At 58.1% G+C, this 16,528-nt stretch carries 12 protein-coding genes; 5 read left to right on the top strand and 7 right to left on the bottom strand.

Annotation, left to right across the window (positions count from 1 at the left end):
• Nucleotides 1–2 precede the first annotated feature (2 nt).
• From EYC82_RS09605 to EYC82_RS09590, 4 genes are read right to left on the bottom strand one after another with little or no spacing between them, the layout of a single operon-like run.
• Complete coding sequence (locus EYC82_RS09605; RefSeq protein ID WP_279249314.1) at nt 3–443, bottom strand: DUF6152 family protein; 441 nt, start codon at nt 441–443, stop codon at nt 3–5.
• A gap of 3 nt (nt 444–446) precedes the next feature.
• Nucleotides 447–1,427, bottom strand: a complete 981-nt coding sequence (locus tag EYC82_RS09600) for a hypothetical protein (protein WP_279249313.1) — start codon at nt 1,425–1,427, stop codon at nt 447–449.
• Between the two features lie 11 nt (nt 1,428–1,438).
• A complete protein-coding gene (locus tag EYC82_RS09595) occupies nt 1,439–2,275 on the bottom strand; it encodes a hypothetical protein (RefSeq protein ID WP_279249312.1) in 837 nt (278 codons plus the stop codon).
• 19 nt (nt 2,276–2,294) lie between these two features.
• Nucleotides 2,295–4,322, bottom strand: coding sequence for a pyrroloquinoline quinone-dependent dehydrogenase (locus tag EYC82_RS09590; protein WP_279249311.1), 2,028 nt, complete (start codon nt 4,320–4,322; stop codon nt 2,295–2,297).
• A 112-nt stretch (nt 4,323–4,434) separates the two neighbouring features.
• Here EYC82_RS09590 and EYC82_RS09585 point away from each other — a divergent pair, with 112 nt between their 5' ends.
• The gene (locus EYC82_RS09585; protein ID WP_279249310.1) at nt 4,435–5,856 is read left to right on the top strand and encodes an MFS transporter; all 1,422 of its coding nucleotides are present in this window, start codon (nt 4,435–4,437) and stop codon (nt 5,854–5,856) included.
• Nucleotides 5,857–5,871: 15 nt separating this feature from the next.
• Here EYC82_RS09585 and EYC82_RS09580 read toward each other — a convergent pair whose 3' ends face one another.
• The 3 genes from EYC82_RS09580 to EYC82_RS09570 form a co-directional block, all read right to left on the bottom strand.
• The gene (locus EYC82_RS09580) at nt 5,872–7,431 is read right to left on the bottom strand and encodes an acyl-CoA synthetase (protein ID WP_279249309.1); all 1,560 of its coding nucleotides are present in this window, start codon (nt 7,429–7,431) and stop codon (nt 5,872–5,874) included.
• Nucleotides 7,432–7,605: 174 nt separating this feature from the next.
• Entirely contained in the window at nt 7,606–8,790 is a 1,185-nt protein-coding gene (gene purT, locus EYC82_RS09575) for a formate-dependent phosphoribosylglycinamide formyltransferase (protein ID WP_279249308.1), read from the bottom strand.
• 56 nt (nt 8,791–8,846) lie between these two features.
• Entirely contained in the window at nt 8,847–9,224 is a 378-nt protein-coding gene (locus EYC82_RS09570) for a hypothetical protein (protein WP_279249307.1), read from the bottom strand.
• 149 nt (nt 9,225–9,373) lie between these two features.
• Between EYC82_RS09570 and EYC82_RS09565 the strand changes: the two genes are divergently transcribed.
• From EYC82_RS09565 to aceE, 4 genes are all read left to right on the top strand, one after another.
• Complete coding sequence (locus tag EYC82_RS09565; protein WP_279249306.1) at nt 9,374–9,601, top strand: sulfurtransferase TusA family protein; 228 nt, start codon at nt 9,374–9,376, stop codon at nt 9,599–9,601.
• A gap of 83 nt (nt 9,602–9,684) precedes the next feature.
• Entirely contained in the window at nt 9,685–10,758 is a 1,074-nt protein-coding gene (locus tag EYC82_RS09560; protein WP_279249305.1) for an AI-2E family transporter, read from the top strand.
• A 23-nt stretch (nt 10,759–10,781) separates the two neighbouring features.
• Entirely contained in the window at nt 10,782–13,634 is a 2,853-nt protein-coding gene (locus EYC82_RS09555; protein WP_279249304.1) for an insulinase family protein, read from the top strand.
• Between the two features lie 234 nt (nt 13,635–13,868).
• Nucleotides 13,869–16,520: a pyruvate dehydrogenase (acetyl-transferring), homodimeric type gene (gene aceE, locus EYC82_RS09550; RefSeq protein WP_279249303.1), complete on the top strand. Its 2,652-nt coding sequence runs from the start codon at nt 13,869–13,871 to the stop codon at nt 16,518–16,520.
• Nucleotides 16,521–16,528: the final 8 nt, after the last annotated feature.

Here is a 16,528-nt window from a genome sequence, read left to right as displayed (position 1 = left end):
GCTCAGCGGTCTCGTGGGTCCGCGCCATCACTGGGCGCACCGGTACCCGATGAGCCCATGAACACCTTGCGGCCATCGGCAAAAGTAAGATCGCGGCCGTTGGCCTTGCAGGCCGGTTCACAGGTTTTATCATTGGCCCGGTAGCCGCGGACGATGATTTCGCTGTCGATGGGCAATGAGTTCTTATGAATACCGCTGCGCAGCAGTGTATTGGGTGTGCCGCCCTCGACCATCCAGGCAACAGCCTCGCCGTCTTCACCGATCACGTCCAGATGTATCCAGGCATGGGGATTGATCCATTCGATCTTGGTGACCTTGCCCTCCAGTGTGACGGGCGCGTCCTTGTCGAACTCGGCCGAGAAGGCGTGATGGGCAATCACCTGCCACGATTGCATTGCCGCCAGTGGCAGTGTGAGGTAAAGGGCGTACTGGATATAACGCATAAGTTACTCCTTCTCTGCCTGGCGCGCGCCGGCCAGAATATTGGGTAAGCCGTAGTTGCCCTCATGGCAGGCGTATTCATAGATAGGCCCCTGCGCAGTTCTCAGGGTCATCTCGCCGCGCCAGGGTTGTGTATAGATACTGTCGTCGGTCACGGTGAATTGGTATAGGATTTCCCGCTCGTTTGTGCGGGTAAAGCGCTCTTCTACAACACTGTCGCTAGTCATATAGACCTGATGCTTGATGGCGGCGCGCAGGTTTTGTTGCGGGTGGAACTGGGTGGTGCGTACGACCAGTGTATCGCCCTCCCAGTGGCCGATGGAATCTCCGAGCCACGGTCTCACGACCTCTGGCAAGTGTTCGCTATCCAGTCGAATGGTGCGCACGTTATGACTCATTTCCACCAGAATGAGTACCTCGCTGGGTGTTTGCACAAACTGGTAGTGATTGTTGTATAACACAGGCAGCATGGGCGGGCCCCCGGTAGAGCCAAAGCCAACAATGCAGCGCTCCCCGTCGGGGCGTTCTTCCGGGTTGTCGTGACGGGTCATCCATTTATAGCCCTGCCAGTAAAAGCGACCTCGCCCCATTAGCGTGTAGGGTATCTGGCCATCCAGCGGCTCTGTAATAATCGAACTTCGGGGTTCTCCTCTGACTCGCAGGACGCGAGTGCCTGCGTCTATCCAGGCTGCATTGTAGCCGCCGACGTTCTCTCCGGCTTGCAGGTCACCCTCGGGGAGGTTGTCGATTTCGCGCCGCGCCTCTTCGCCAAACAGGCCATATTTCTCCACTGCCGTGGCCTCGGCCTCCGTCAGTGTCAGCTTGTCGACCTCATCCGGTCGCGTCAGTGTCGTGACGGTGGCATTGCTCCAGATACCCTGTAGGTCCGGATCGCCCCAGGGCATGCGCGGTAATGTGTCCTCGGCGGCGCTTGCCGTTACGGCGTGCACCAATATAAACAGGCAGGTAAAGCGTGCTCTACTCATGCTATCGCTCCTCAGTCCAGAGGTTCTTTGCGTAAGTGGCCATACATCATTTCTTCCACGTACTCCACGCAGTTGAATTGCAGCATGATCTCATCTCTCCCCACGCGGCGATAAAGGGGCATACGAATCGTCCAGGGGCGGGTAAATAGATCGGCATCCTCTATAGTGGCGGAGTAGTCGATAGTGTGATCACTGGTGCGGGTGAAACGCTCGATAACCTTTAGCTTATCGGAATGGTAATTGCCCGAACGATCGAACCAGGTGCGATCGTTAAAGCCGGTTGTTTCAATAACCAGTGTGTCCCCCTCCCAGCGTGTCCAGGACTGGCCCATCCAGGAGTCCAGTGGCGCAGGGCCGGGATCGGTAAGTGCAACATTGCGTACAGCACCCGCGTAGGCGTAGTTGAAAAACAGGCTGTCGTCATTGTGGACAATCTTGAACGGGTGGGGCATATAATTTGCACGCGGAATGCCGGGAAGATAACAGCGCACCTCCGGGTCGGCGGTAATCCAGTTCGCGCGGTTTTGCTCACGCTGCGCGAGGGCGCTCGTGCGGTAGGGAATCACATCGCCCTCTACAACGCCGATACTTGGGGGAATGGCGCCAGTGGCACCCAGCGCAACGAGGTCCCGCACCGGAACGGGCACGGCAGGCCCGTCGCGCAACACCTGGGCGGCGCGTCCCGGCTGTGCTTCCAGCGAATCATTAGCGGTATTGAGTACCTGCCACACGCCACTGAAGTTAACCTTGCCGCCTGCGGTGCGCGGTGGTTCATAGGCCAGTGCGTGGCTGGCAATCAGACTGCACAAGGCCATGCATAAAGGCGCAAGTATGCGGGATGGTGCCATGATCTCTCCTTCGTGTGAGCTAACGTTGTGGTACCTGATCCGGCAGGGCAAAGGCAATAATATGGTCTCCCGGGGGTGCACCGCCACTCCAGTGACCACCCGCCGCAATCACTACATACTGTTTACCTCCCGGCCTGATCTGATAGGTCATGGGCAGCGCATTGGCGGCTGTCGGAAGCTCGCCCTGCCACAGCTCCTTGCCCGTCTCTGCACTAAAGGCGCGCAGGGCATGTTCATTGGAAATGCCGGAAAAGATCAGTCCTGAGTGGGTCATCATGGGGGCCGCCATCCCGGGCAAACCCTCGATCCACCAGAAGGGGAAGGGCGCCATGTCGCGCGTGGTGCCCAGTGGCACACTCCACAAGGTCTCCCCGGTGGACAGATTGATCGCATCCAGCGTGCCCCAGGGTGGGGCGCTGCACGGCAGCCCCAGCGGAGAGGTGATCCAATCGGTCTCCACGCAATAGGGTGTGCCGGTCTGTGCCTGCAGGTTGTCTTCACACGCGGCACGCGGAATCAGCTTGCCCGTGCTGGCGAGGCGATTGGTGAAGACCACCATTACACCGGTATCAGGGTTGATGGCAGGCGAGCCCCAGTTATTCCCACCGGCATTGCTGGGATAGTTCACGCTGCCCTGCAGTGAGGGAGGTGTGTAGATGCCGTCATTGCGCATGCCGGCGATCTTGTCCCTGCACGCGTTGCGATCCCAAAAGGTCAATCCCCATGCCGCGTCGGCGCTGTAGGCACCCTTAATAAGCGGAGGAATATGGCTGGGAAAAGGCTGCGTCGGTGCAAGATATTCCTCCTCGACTGCACCTTCCTGAGGCACAGGCCGCTCTTCTACCGGCCACACTGGCTGGCCCGTTTCCCGGTGGAGAACAAACGTCATGCCCATTTTCGTGACTTGTACAACGACGGGTACTGTTGCCTCGTCGACCACGAGATCCACCAGCGTGGGCTGCGCGGGCGTATCGTAATCCCACAGGTCGTGGTGCACCAATTGGTAATGCCAGGCGATTTCGCCACTATCACCCTTGAGCGCAATGACGGAGCTGGAATAATAGTCGAGGCCTTTGCGGTGGCCGCCGAAATAATCAGGAGTGGTATTTCCCGTGGGCAGGAACACCAGCCCGCGGGTCTCGTCTACCGAGATGATGGACCAGACATTGGTGGTGCCGCTGCGCCAGGTGCCGTCCTCATTGCGCGCTGTCCCGCCAGGCGGGACCGGATTGAACACCCACTCCAGTTCGCCGCTGCGTGCATTGTAGGCTCGCACAATTCCCCCCGGTGAATCGGTGCGTTGGTTGTCCAGTACCATGGAGCCGGTGATGACTTTGTCACCTAAAATTGCCGGGGGAGAGGTAATGCCGTATTCCGCCGGTTGGTGTTCAGACATACCTTCACTGGTATCGATCTCACCGGCGTTGCCAAAATCGGGGCAGGGTTTACCGGTATTCGCATCGAGGGCAATGAGGCGCGCATCCATGGTGCCGACGAAGATGCGGTGCTCACAAAAACCCTCGCGATTAGAGCGCCAGCTGCTGACGCCGCGGCAGTGGGTCAGGACAGGGTGATTGTCCATGTTCACTTTTGGGTCGAAGGCCCAGAGTTCCGCACCGGTTTCTGCGTCCAGCGAGATAACGCGATTAAAGGGCGAGCAGTAATACAGTCTGTCCTCGACCAGAATCGGAGTGACCTGCATGGAGCTTTGTGCGAGGCGGCTGGCACCGGATTTGCGCGCCTCACGATAGTCACCGGAACGATGATGCCAGGCAACCTCTAGGTTGGCGACATTATCCGGGGTGATCTGGTTGGCGCGCGAAAAGTGCGTGCCTCCTGGCGTGCCGCCATAGGCGGGCCAGTCGGCGGTCACTCCAGGGGGAGGTTCATTAATGGTTTCTGGCTGGCAGGCAGAAAGGAAGGTCGCAACTATGCCTGACAACAGGGGCGCGAAGAGTTTGCTGCTTAGGAAGGTGTGCATACGGCTAATGTAACCTGTGTCGAGGCTGCCCACAAATGCGCTGCCCGGGTCAGAACCGGCTCGCATGTGTCGTGCGCGCTTTGACTGCATCTCCCGAATGTGGTCGACTGGCTGGCCTGTTCTATTACTGTTTTATAAAGCCGATGACCATGACGAGTGCGGTCGGCGAGGGCACTGCATGCGAAAGTTAACCGGTCTCGAAAAATGGTCTTATGCCATTGGCAATATGCCTTTTTCGGTAAAAGATGCGGCCTTCGTCAACTTCGTTGTTTTTTATTACACGCAGGTGCTGGGTTTGAGTGGCACGCTGACGGGGTTAGCGATGTTTGTTGCGCTTACCTGGGATGCCATCTCGGACCCGGTGGTGGGCAGCTGGTCCGATACCCTGCGCACGCGCTGGGGGCGGCGGCATCCGCTGCTTGTCGCAGGCGGTCTGCCCACAGCCCTGTTATTTCTTGCGTTGTTCAATCCCCCGGACGATCTGGAGCAAATGGGAATCTTCATCTGGTTGCTCGGTGTCTCAATCCTGTTGCGCACATTTCTAACGATTTACTTTATTCCTTACAGCGCTATGGGGGCAGAGTTATCTGCCGACTACGATGAGCGCACAATCATTGCCAAGGCGCGGGTGACGATGGCGTGGCTTGCTGGCATGTTGATGCCGGCCATCGGTTTTGCCGTGATCTTCCAGTCCAATAGTGATGTGGACGGTCGTCTGGTGCAGGCTAACTACGTTGAGTACGGTGTGTTGTCGGCCGTTTTAGCCGGCGTGACTGTTGTTATTTGCGTGTTGGGTACACGCTCGACTATTCCCCACCTGCCGCAGGCGGACGCGGATGATGGGCCCTTCAGCCTCCTGCGGCCCATAACGGATATGCGCGTGGCGTTCAGCAACCGCAAATTCTTGCTCGTGACCTGCGCCGGACTCGCCTTCGGTATCGCCGCGGGTGTCTACGCTACGCTGTCGCTCTATATTGGAACTTATTTTTGGGAGCTCTCCACTGATCAGCTGGCAGGTATGGTGATACCCACGTTCATTGCAACCCTGCTGGGCTTCGGTGTGTTGGCGCGGATAGGACAACGTGTAGACAAGCCGCGTATGCTATTGGCCGCCTGTGTATTACTCGCGCTGAATGTCTTTATTTCTCTGGGCGCGCGTCTGCTGGGTTTTCTGCCGCCAAACGGGGTCACGCTGATCTATCTTTGGGTTCTGTGCACCACCGGTGTTGGCGTATTCGCGTTAGTCACCCTGCATGTGGTCACGGCGTCACTCACGGCAGATCTGCTCGATGAGCAGGAACTTGCGACGGGTAGGCGCCAGGAGGGCGTATTTTTCGCCGCGGGGGCCTTCCTGTTAAAAGCGACAACAGGTCTTGGTGCGATGCTGGCAGGGGTGGTGATTGACCTTGTCGGGCTGAGCCCGGGTCTAGAACCGGGCTCAGTGGCGGCAGAGGTATTGCAGCAGCTGGGTTGGTTCACCATTGTCCTCACGGGCGGCATGGCTCTGGTGGGTGGCGCGTTTTATCTCAAAGTGCGCATGACGCGGGAAGATTTGGCGCAAATTCGTCGGAGGCTCCAGGAGAGAGTATCGAACGAATAGATTTTGGCGCGGTTTCTAGAACGGCGCCGGGCCTGGAAAACGTTCGCGCAGTTCCGGCTTCAACAGTTTACCGGACGGATTCCGCGGTAGCGCATCCACCAGTTCAAAGAGCTGCGGCACCTTGTAGCTTGCAAGATTCTCTTTGCAATAAGCCTTGAGGGATTCTGCCGTGGGTTTGGCGTCGGGCGCCGGGACGACTAACGCCAGTGGGGTTTCTCCCCATTTTTGTGAGGCGACACCGATGACGGCAGCTTCCTGCACATCGGGGCAGGCAGCCAAGACGTTTTCAAGCTCCGCTGGGTAAATGTTCTCGCCGCCGGAAATAATCATGTCTTTTTTCCGATCGCAAACGGTAACAAAACCGTCCGCATCCCAAGTGCAGATATCGCCGGTGTAAAGCCACCCGTCTCTCAGCGTTTCGGCCGTCGCCTCGGGCTTGTTCCAGTACTCTTTCATCATGTGGCGTCCCGTAATAAGCAGCTCTCCGGCTTCCTCCGAGCCCATGGGTATGGTGTTGCCTTCTCCGTCGACGATCTTTATCTCCGTGTGCATTTGCGGTTTACCACAGGAGCCTACTTTTGCTTCAGCATCTTCCGGCAGCAGCAGCGTGCCTGGGCCGCAGGACTCGGTGAGACCGTAAGCCTGGCAGATGCGGATACCCAGCGTCTCGTATTCTCGCAGCAGCGAAACTGGCACCGGCGCTGCGCCGGTCGCGATCCAGCGCACGGAGGAGATATCACATTCCTTACGCTCTGGCACCACCAGCATAAACTGCAGCATGGCGGGGACTGCCATAAAAATAGTGACCTTTTCCTGTTCGATACAACGAAACATTTCGCCGATATCCAGCTCACGCATAATGACCCCGCCGCCACCACGGTGCACCAGCAATGATGCGGGGCTCATAGTGCCGACGTGGAACATGGGCATAGCCAGCAACCAGCGATCCCCGTCGCGCATATCGGAGGTGCTCATACTGGTGAGTTGTGACCAGAGCATACCCTCGTGAGAATGCACTACCCCTTTGGGCCGGCCCGTTGTGCCGGAGGTGTACATGATGAACAGATTGTCATCATCCCAGGCGCCCACTGGTGGTTCGTCCGCGCACATGCCACCGGTTAATTGTTCGTAGTCGGTAGCCCATGCCGGTGCGCCTCCGTCGGCGTTTTCCCGACGCAACCAAAGGATGACATCGAGCGCGTCAGCCTCGCCTTCGGCCAGCTTATTCACCGTGTCGTCAAAATCTGAATCGTAGACCAGTGCCCTCGCGCCGCTATCGCCGAGAATATAGCTGAGCTCAGCTGCGACCAGTCGCCAGTTCAGCGGCACGAAGACAGCACCAATTTTAGCGACCGCAAAATAGGTCTCGATAAATTCAACGCCATTTTTTAACAGGGTCGCAACCCGGTCTCCGGGCTTTATGCCCGCTTCAAGCAGTGCATTCGCGACCCGGTTTGAGCGAGCATTGAGTTCGGCAAAAGTAAACCGGCGATCACGCTCGTATTCCACTACGGCCTCGCGATTGGGGCAGATTTCTGCACGTTTTTTCAGGAACAATCCGATATTGGTTTTCATGGCGAGCGCTTTCAGAGGTTTTCGTCGGGCGGCCATGTTACCAGATGTGGCAATCGGCCTCTGCCGACTATTTGAACCGAAGGAATAGAAACGGGTTATCCCATCTCAGGCAATACGCGCTGGCGTCGGGCGTCGGGCGTCGCTGAGTCGTGTGAGCGAATAGCCCGCCTCACGCTAGAGCGTGACGTTTACCGCCGCCGCTGCCGCGTTAGCATTGTCCCGGGCGGCCTCGACGGAATCTGCCACCGCGAGCGCGACGCCCATACGTCGTGCGCCTGATACTTCCGGCTTGCCGAACAGGCGCAGCTGCGTGTCGGCTACAGCCAATGCGTTTTCGAGACCCGAGAATTGCACGTCGCTGCTGTCGCCTTTCACCAGAATGACACTGGATGCGGCGGGTCCGTTCTGGCGGATGGTCGGGATAGGCAGATCGAGAATGGCGCGGGCGTGCAGGGCAAACTCAGACAGATCCTGTGACACCAGGGTCACCAAACCCGTATCGTGAGGCCTTGGAGAGACTTCACTGAAGATGACCGTATCGTTTTTGATGAACAGCTCTACACCGAACAAGCCTTTGCCACCGAGAGCGGAGGTTACTTTTTCGGCCATATCCTGTGCTGCGCTCAGCGCGGCATCCGACATGGCTTGGGGCTGCCAGCTTTCCTGATAATCACCCCCCTCCTGACGGTGGCCAATGGGTGCGCAGAAGGATGTACCATCGCGGTGCCGCACCGTCAGCAGCGTGATTTCAAAATCGAAATCCACAAAACCCTCCACAATGACTTTGCCCTTGCCGGCGCGGCCACCTTTTTGGGCATAGTCCCAGGCGGCGTCAACATCGCCTGTTTCTTTCACCAGTGTCTGGCCTTTACCGGAGGAGCTCATAATGGGTTTGATGATGCAGGGCAACCCCACATCCTCAATGCCTTTCAGATAATCCTCTTTCGTTGCAGCAAAGACATAGGGGCTGGTTTGAAGCCCTAGTTCTTCCGCGGCGAGTCGGCGTATACCCTCCCGGTTCATGGTTAACTGGGTGGCGCGAGCGGTGGGTATGATGGTAAAGCCCTCTTCTTCCAGAGCTGCCAGCGTGTCCGTGGCAATCGCCTCGATTTCTGGCACGACAAGATCTGGCTTTTCCCGCTCGATCACGGCACGCAGCGCGTCTCCGTCCAGCATGTTGATCACGTGGCAGCGATGCGCTACCTGCATTGCCGGCGCGTTTTCGTAGCGATCTACGGCGATGACTTCAACACCGAGGCGCTGTAATTCGATAACGACTTCCTTGCCGAGTTCGCCGGCGCCGCACAGCATGACTTTGCGCGCGTTGGGGCAGAGGGGGGAGCCCAGTGTGACGGACATAATAATGTTACTCCTGGCGAGTGTGGGTGGTTTAGCCTGCGCTGCTGTGCTGGCGGCTAGTTGCCCGGTGTAATTCGTGTGGCGGCGAACAGCAGCAGGCTGGCGACGATTACCTCGACCGCAATAGTGTCCGGTGTGAGCGCTGCGCCGTGCGCAACCCATGCAATCACGCGGAATGTCGCGATCAGACCCAGCAACAGCGCGGGAGCGCACAGCCAGACCCGGTTGGCAGTCGCACTGCCGATTAGCATCATGATGCCCATCGACAGGAACATGCCCCCGACATCGCCAATCTGGGCGCTCAGGCCGGCGCCTGTCATCAGGGTCATGCCCAGCTGGTCCGCAGCCCCGCCGGGATCAGTGGCCCAGCGCAGACCCATGACTACAAAGAGCAGGGCCGGTAACACGATCAGTATGCGAATCCATTTATTCATAGTTCCTCCTCGATACACAGAGTATAACCAACCCGCTGCTGTTTGTTGAACCCCGTGGCGAGCGGCTTAACGGCAGGGGCCAGCGGCGCTGTGCAGAGATATTTGCCGCGGTCGCGTATACTGCGCCCAAATGCCCGAGACGATGCGCCGTGACAGAGATAACACAAGTGGATGCAACCGGCCACGCCTGCCCTATGCCGCTGCTGATGGCAAAGCGGGCCCTGAATGGCCTGCAGTCGGGCCAGCGTGTGCGGGTGTTGGCTACCGATAGCGGCTCGGTGCGGGATTTTCGGGTATTTGCTGAGCAGACCGGCCATCGATTGCTGGAAAGCGCAGAACAGGATGGCGTGTTCACTTACCTCATCGAGAAAGCCTGAGCCGCCGCGGGCCTTAATCGCTTTTGTTTGGTTGGCAAAGCCGTCAGAATGGGTGAAACCGCGCGCGGGATTACGGATCTTACATGCTGGAAATTTTCAGGAAGTGGTACAAACGGTACCTGTCCGAGGAAGAGTCAGTCTTGCTCCTGGTGCTGCTGACTCTGTCAGTGGTTTTGCTAATGACCATTGGCGATATCCTGGCTCCCGTGTTGGCCGCCATTGTGCTGGCTTACCTGGCCCAGGGCCTGTCCGGTCGACTGGAACGCCTCGGTCTGCCAACGTGGCTGGGTGTGGCGGTGTCCTACCTCGTCTTTGTCGGTGCGTTTTTCGGCTTTTGTCTGGCTATCCTGCCGCTTGTGTGGCGCCAGACGCTGGGCCTTGTAGGGGAGCTGCCGGGCATGTTGTCCCGGGGGCAGGAAATTCTCAGTATTCTTCCCGAGCGCTACCCGCAGTTTTTATCGGAAGCGCAGGTAAGGGAGCTGATATCCCTGGCGCAGAGTGAGTTGGCCGGGCTGGGCCCCGCTCTGGTGACCAGTTCTCTCGCATGGATACCCTCGATCCTTACCGTCATGGTTTACCTTATACTGATTCCCCTGTTGGTGTTCTTTTTCCTCAAGGACGGGCATCAAATTTTTGCCTGGTTTGGTGGTTTCCTGCCGACAGAGAGGCCGCTGCTGCGCAGCATCTGGCGCGAGATGGACCAGCAGTTTGCCAACTACGCCAGGGGGAAGGTGCTGGAAATTCTGGTCATTGGTTCTGTCACCTACTTCGCCTTTGCATGGCTGGGCTTGCAGTACGCAGTCCTGTTGGGCGTGCTGGTGGGTGTATCAGTGATTATCCCCTACATTGGAGCGACTCTGGTGACCTTGCCGGTGGCTCTGGTAGGGTTTTTCCAATGGGGTCTGACCGCGGAATTTTATTACATGCTTGTGGTCTATATGGTCATTCAGGCGTTAGACGGTAATGTGCTGGTACCTTTGTTGTTCTCAGAGGCTGTTAATCTGCATCCGGTGGCGATTATTCTGGCAGTGCTTTTTTTCGGCGGTATCTGGGGTATGTGGGGTGTATTTTTCGCGATCCCTCTGGCCACCATGATCAAGGCCATTATCAATGCCTGGCCCCGCGCCGGAAGCGCGGTTTCAGCGGTCGATCAGTAGGTATACATTTGATGGAGTCACACATGTCCCGGATCAATCCCCGGCTGAATTTACGCGCCTTTTTATGCAGCATCAGCCTTGCTGCGCTCACAGCGTGCTCGTCATTACCGCAGGGGCCTCAACCCGTAAAAAGCCCCAACGACGATTACCAATATCGACTGCTGACCCTGAACAACCAGCTGCAGGTGTTGTTGATCTCCGATCCCGGCGCGCCCAAGGCGGCCGCAGCACTGGATGTGCGTATCGGCAGCGGCGATAATCCGAAGGGCCGCGCGGGCATGGCGCATTTCCTCGAGCACATGCTGTTCCTCGGCACTGACAAGTACCCGGACTCCGGCGAATACCAGCGTTTCATCGCGGAGCACGGCGGTTCCCACAACGCCTATACCAGTTTCGGTAACACCAACTATTTCTTCGATATCAATGCGGATTATCTGCCAGAGGCACTCGACCGCTTTGCGCAGTTCTTTATCGCGCCCCGGTTTGATGTCGCGTATGTGGACCGGGAAAAAAACGCGGTCGAGGCGGAATACCAGATGGGCCTGAAAAGCGATGAGCGCCGCGAATTGGATGTTTTGCAGGAGGTAATGAATCCTGAGCATCCCTACAGCCAGTTCTCCGTCGGAACGCTGGAGACCCTGGCGGATCGCCCCGACGCGACCATTCGCGATGACATGGTGGCGTTCTACAACACACACTACTCTTCCAATATTATGCGCCTGGCAGTATTGGGGTCACAGTCTCTTGACGAACTGGAGGCGCTGGTGCGGCCGCTTTACAGCCAGGTTGTCAATCGCGATTTGCCGCGTGAGGTGATTGAGGCACCCCTGATTGAACCCGCGCGTCTGCCCCTTATGGTGGAGTTGCAGCCGTTAGCCACGCAGCGAACGATGACGGTGTCGTTTCCGATTCCCGATTACAGAGACGAGTATCGCGTGAAACCGGGAATTTATGTGGGCAATCTGATAGGCCATGAAGGGGAGGGCAGCCTTTTCTCGCGCCTGAAGGAGGAGGGGCTGGCGGAATCGCTTGGCGCCGGAGAGGGCTTTGCCTGGGATGGTGGTGCTTTGTTCAGTCTCGGTTTAACGCTGACCGAGCAGGGCGCGGCGCAGCCAGAGCGTATTTTGCAGCTGGTGTTTGCCTACGCTGACATGTTGCGTAAGGAGGGCCCCCAGGAGTGGATGTACCGGGAGCAGTCGAGGCTGGCGGAATTGAGTTTCCGCTTCCGGGAGCAATCCAGCCCCATGGGCTATGTCAGTGCACTGGCCAGCGGTATGCAGCACTATCAGGCGTCGGATATCCTGCGCGGCCCCTACCTGATGGAGGACTACGAGGCGGCGATGCTGGCAGAATTACTGGAGTATATCCGCCCGGAGAACGCACTGGTCATGTTCAGTGATCAGGCCGTGGAGGGGGACGAGGTGTCGCAGTATTATCAGGTGGCCTACTCGCAGAAGCCGTTAGCACCGATGCCGGCCCCGAGCGATGCGGATGTGCTGGGTACAATGCGTCTGCCTGCCCCCAACGAGTTCATCGCCGAGAATGTGGCGCTGGTCGCGCTGCCTGAGGCGCTACCCGCGATACCGGTGGTAGCGTTTGAAGCAGAGCGCCAGCGCATCTGGTACATGCCTGATGCGGAGTTCCGTGTGCCCCGGGGTGTCACCTACATCAATTTCCGCTCGCCTGCAGTGGGTGTGAGCGCCGCTCAGGCTGCACGGGTGGCGTTGTACACCGCTCTTTTGACAGACCGGCTGAATGAGTTCGCCTACCCGGCCCAACTGGCGGGAATGAGTTTCAGTTTCAGTAAAAATGCGGAAGGTATCAGCTTGCGATTGGGCGGCTACACCGACAAACAGCAGTTGCTACTGCAGCGCTTGCTGGAGCAGGCGCAGGCGACGGACTACAGTGCGCAGCGCTTTGACAATATACGTAAGGATATGATCCGCGCGTTGGAAAACAGTGTTGCCAAGCGGCCCAGCAGCCAGGTGGTGGACGATCTTAACGAGGCCCTCAAATACAATAGTTGGGGGGAGCAGGTTTTGATCGAGGCACTGCAGGCGACACAGCTTGCCGACCTCGACGCTTACATAGCGGGTTTTTGGAAGGAGGCCAGCGCGGAGGCGCTGATATTTGGCAATTACCCCGAGGCCCGTGTGGCAGAGGTGTCGGCACTACTCGACGGTGTGCTCGACGCAGGTCCAGCACCGGCGTTGCCGCCACGCAGGATTCTCAAGCTCGCACCGAGCGAGTCGATCCAGTTCCCGGTGTCGATTCCCCACGACGATGCGGTCGTTGCCTGGTACCTGCAGGGCAATGGCGACACCTGGAATGACCGTGCCATGACTGCACTCACAGCGCAGATCATCTCATCGGGCTTTTTCGACCAGTTGCGCACAGAGCAGCAGCTGGGCTATGTGGTGGGCGCTTATAATTATCCCCGGGAACAGGTCCCTGGTCTGTTACTGCTGGTGCAGTCACCCTCGGCGGATGCCGCTGCGGTGGCCTTGGCGATGCAGGCGTTTATGACCGGTGTCACGCCGCTTCTTGAGTTGGAGCAGTTTAAGCGTCACAAGGCCGCGCTGATCAGCGATATCCTGCGTCCGGATAAGAACCTGGCGGAACGGGCTGAGCATTACTGGCGTTCGATTGCGCGTAAGGAGTACGACTTTGCCGGACGGGAGACAATGGCTGCCGCGGTAGAGGCGATCACGCTGCAAGACTGGACCTCGTACTATGCCGACGTATTCATCGCTCAGCGGCATGCTCTGCAGGTCGTGGCGCCCGGGCGGCGGGGAAAGCTGCCTGAGGGGCGGTTCGAGGTAGTTGAGTCCGCCGCCGCGATCAAGCGTGATCACGCCACCTATCTGGCTGATTGACGCCCGCCGTGCGGTGGGCATTTATTTGATAGTTCTAAATTGGAACTAAATAGATTTGTCTGTTGCTGTCAGCTACTATCAGCGGGTCGGGGGTAGTCGACACGCAGTCCCTTTCGATGCAGCGGACCGATTTCAGGGGGTCAGCACCCGCGGGCACGGCGCCACCATAGTTCTATAATAGAATTAATATCATGGCTGGCGACAGTTCCTCAACGCCGCAGGAGGTTTATCGCGATGAAGGAAGATAGCAACCCACCGGAAACTCTCGAGTGGCTTGAAGCACTCGACGATGTGGTCAGGCAGGAAGGTGAGGAGCGTGCCGCATTTCTTCTGCAGGAGTTGGCCAAGCATGGTATGAATCGCCGTTTACCACTGCCCACCGCTGCAATCACTCCCTTTTCGAATACGATCGCTCCCGCGGAGGAAAAAATGATGCCCGGCGATCTGTTCATGGAGCGCCGCGTTCGCTCGCTGGTGCGCTGGAATGCCATGGCCATGGTGATGCGGGGCAACGACAACGACGACGGTCTGGGTGGGCATATCTCCAGTTTTTCCTCCAGCGCAACGTTATACGACATCGGCTTCAATTATTTTTTCCGTGGCACAGAGGGCGGGCACCCCGGCGATCTCGTGTTTTATCAGGGGCACAGTGCCCCGGGGATGTACGCCCGCTCCTATCTCGAAGGCCGGCTGGGCGAAGCGCAACTTGACCGTTTTCGGCGGGAGGTCGGTGGTGAGGGTCTGTCCTCCTACCCTCATCCCTGGCTGATGCCTGAGTACTGGCAGTTTCCGACTGTATCGATGGGGCTCGGGCCCATACAGGCGATTTATCAGGCGAGAGTGATGAAGTACCAGCAGGACCGTGGGTTGGTCGACCATCGGGATCGGCAGGTGTGGTGTTACATGGGAGACGGTGAGTGTGACGAGCCCGAATCTCTGGGAGCCATATCTCTGGCAGGCCGCGAGGCGATGGGCAACCTGAATTTCGTCATTAATTGCAACCTGCAGCGCCTCGACGGGCCTGTGCGCGGCAACGGCAAAATTATTCAGGAACTCGAGGGCATCTTCCGGGGTGCGGGCTGGAACGTCATCAAGGTAATCTGGGGAAGAAAATGGGATCACCTGCTGGAGAAGGACAAGACCGGCCTGCTGCAGAAGCGCATGGACGAAGTATGCGATGGCGATCTGCAAAACTATAAATTCAACGGTGGAGCCTATACACGCGAGCATTTTTTCGGCAAGTATCCGGAGCTTCTTGAGCTGGTGTCTGACTTGTCCGACGACGACATCATGTACCTTAACCGCGGCGGCCACGACCCTTACAAGGTCTATGCGTCTTACGCCGCGGCAGTTGAAGAGCATCATCGCCCCACGGTGATTCTCGCCATGACAGTGAAAGGCTACGGTACCGGTGAGGCGGGGGAGGCGAGTAACGAGACCCATGCGCTCAAAAAACTGGACATGGAGAGCCTTAAAGCCTTTCGTGATCGATTTGATATTCCGGTCAGCGACGAAGCGCTCGAGGACGTGCCCTACTACCGTCCAGCAGCGGATAGCCCAGAGATGCGCTACATGCGTGAGCGTCGTGAAGCGCTGGGAGGGTTTATCCCTGTGCGCCGGGCGGAGATGGAGCGGCTGCAGACGCCCGCGCTCGAACTTTTTGACAACCAGCTTAAAAACAGTGGCAAGCGCGAGATATCCACCACGATGGCCTTTGTTCGAATACTCTCCAGTCTGGTAAAGGACAAGCACCTCGGCGAGCGGGTCGTGCCGATTGTGCCCGACGAGGCCCGCACCTTTGGCATGGAGGGGATGTTTCGGCAGCTGGGTATATATTCCTCGGTAGGTCAGCGTTACACGCCCCAGGATGCGGGCCAGGTCATGTACTACAAAGAGGACATTAAGGGGCAAATTTTAGAGGAGGGTATCAACGAGGCAGGTGCATTCTCTGCCTGGCTGGCGGCGGCGACGTCCTATAGCACCAGCGCGTTGTCCATGGTGCCGTTTTATATTTTTTATTCGATGTTTGGTTTCCAGCGTATTGGCGACCTGGCCTGGGCGGCGGGTGACAGCCAGGCGCGGGGTTTCCTGATTGGTGCGACCGCGGGGCGCACTACGCTCAACGGCGAGGGCTTGCAACATCAGGATGGACACAGCCACTTAATGGCCGGCACCATCCCCAACTGCGTATCCTATGACCCGGCCTACGCCTACGAGCTGGCTGTGATCATCCATGATGGCCTGCGCCGTATGTATGCAGAGGGTGAGAACCGCTTCTATTACATTACCACCATGAACGAGAATTACCTGCAGCCTGACATGCCCGAAGGCGTGGCGGAGGGCATTATCAAGGGACTCTATTGTCTGCGCGCGTCAGAGGCGTCGCACACACCGCGTGTGCAGTTACTGGGCGGCGGTGCAATTCTGCGCGAGGTGGAGGCAGCCGCGATCATACTCGAATCTGACTACGGAGTGGCGGCGGATATCTGGAGCCTTACCAGCGCCAACGAGCTGCAGCGCGAGGGCAGGGCTGTGCAGCGCTGGAACCTGCTCAACCCGGATAAACCGCCCCGCGAGGCTTATGTCACCCGGATGCTAAAGGATGCCGGCGGCCCCGTAGTTGCGGCCACCGACTATTTGAAACTTTACGCTGACCAGATCCGGGAGTTTGTGCCGGGTCGTTACACCGTTCTGGGCACCGACGGTTTTGGGCGTTCGGACACGCGGACCAAGCTGCGTGAGTTTTTCGAAGTGAGCCGGGAATACGTGGTGCTGGCGGCGCTCAAGGCGCTGGCGGACGAGGGAACGCTCGAACTCGCTGTCGTGTCTCGCGCCATGACGGCGCTGGGTCTGCCATCGGACAAGCCAGACCCCCTGACGGTTTGATTAAAGGG

Origin of the sequence: Candidatus Marimicrobium litorale, assembly GCF_026262645.1 — a bacterium.
Classification (GTDB): Bacteria; Pseudomonadota; Gammaproteobacteria; order Pseudomonadales; family Halieaceae; genus Marimicrobium; species Marimicrobium litorale.
This window is presented reverse-complemented; position numbering and strand designations above follow the sequence as displayed.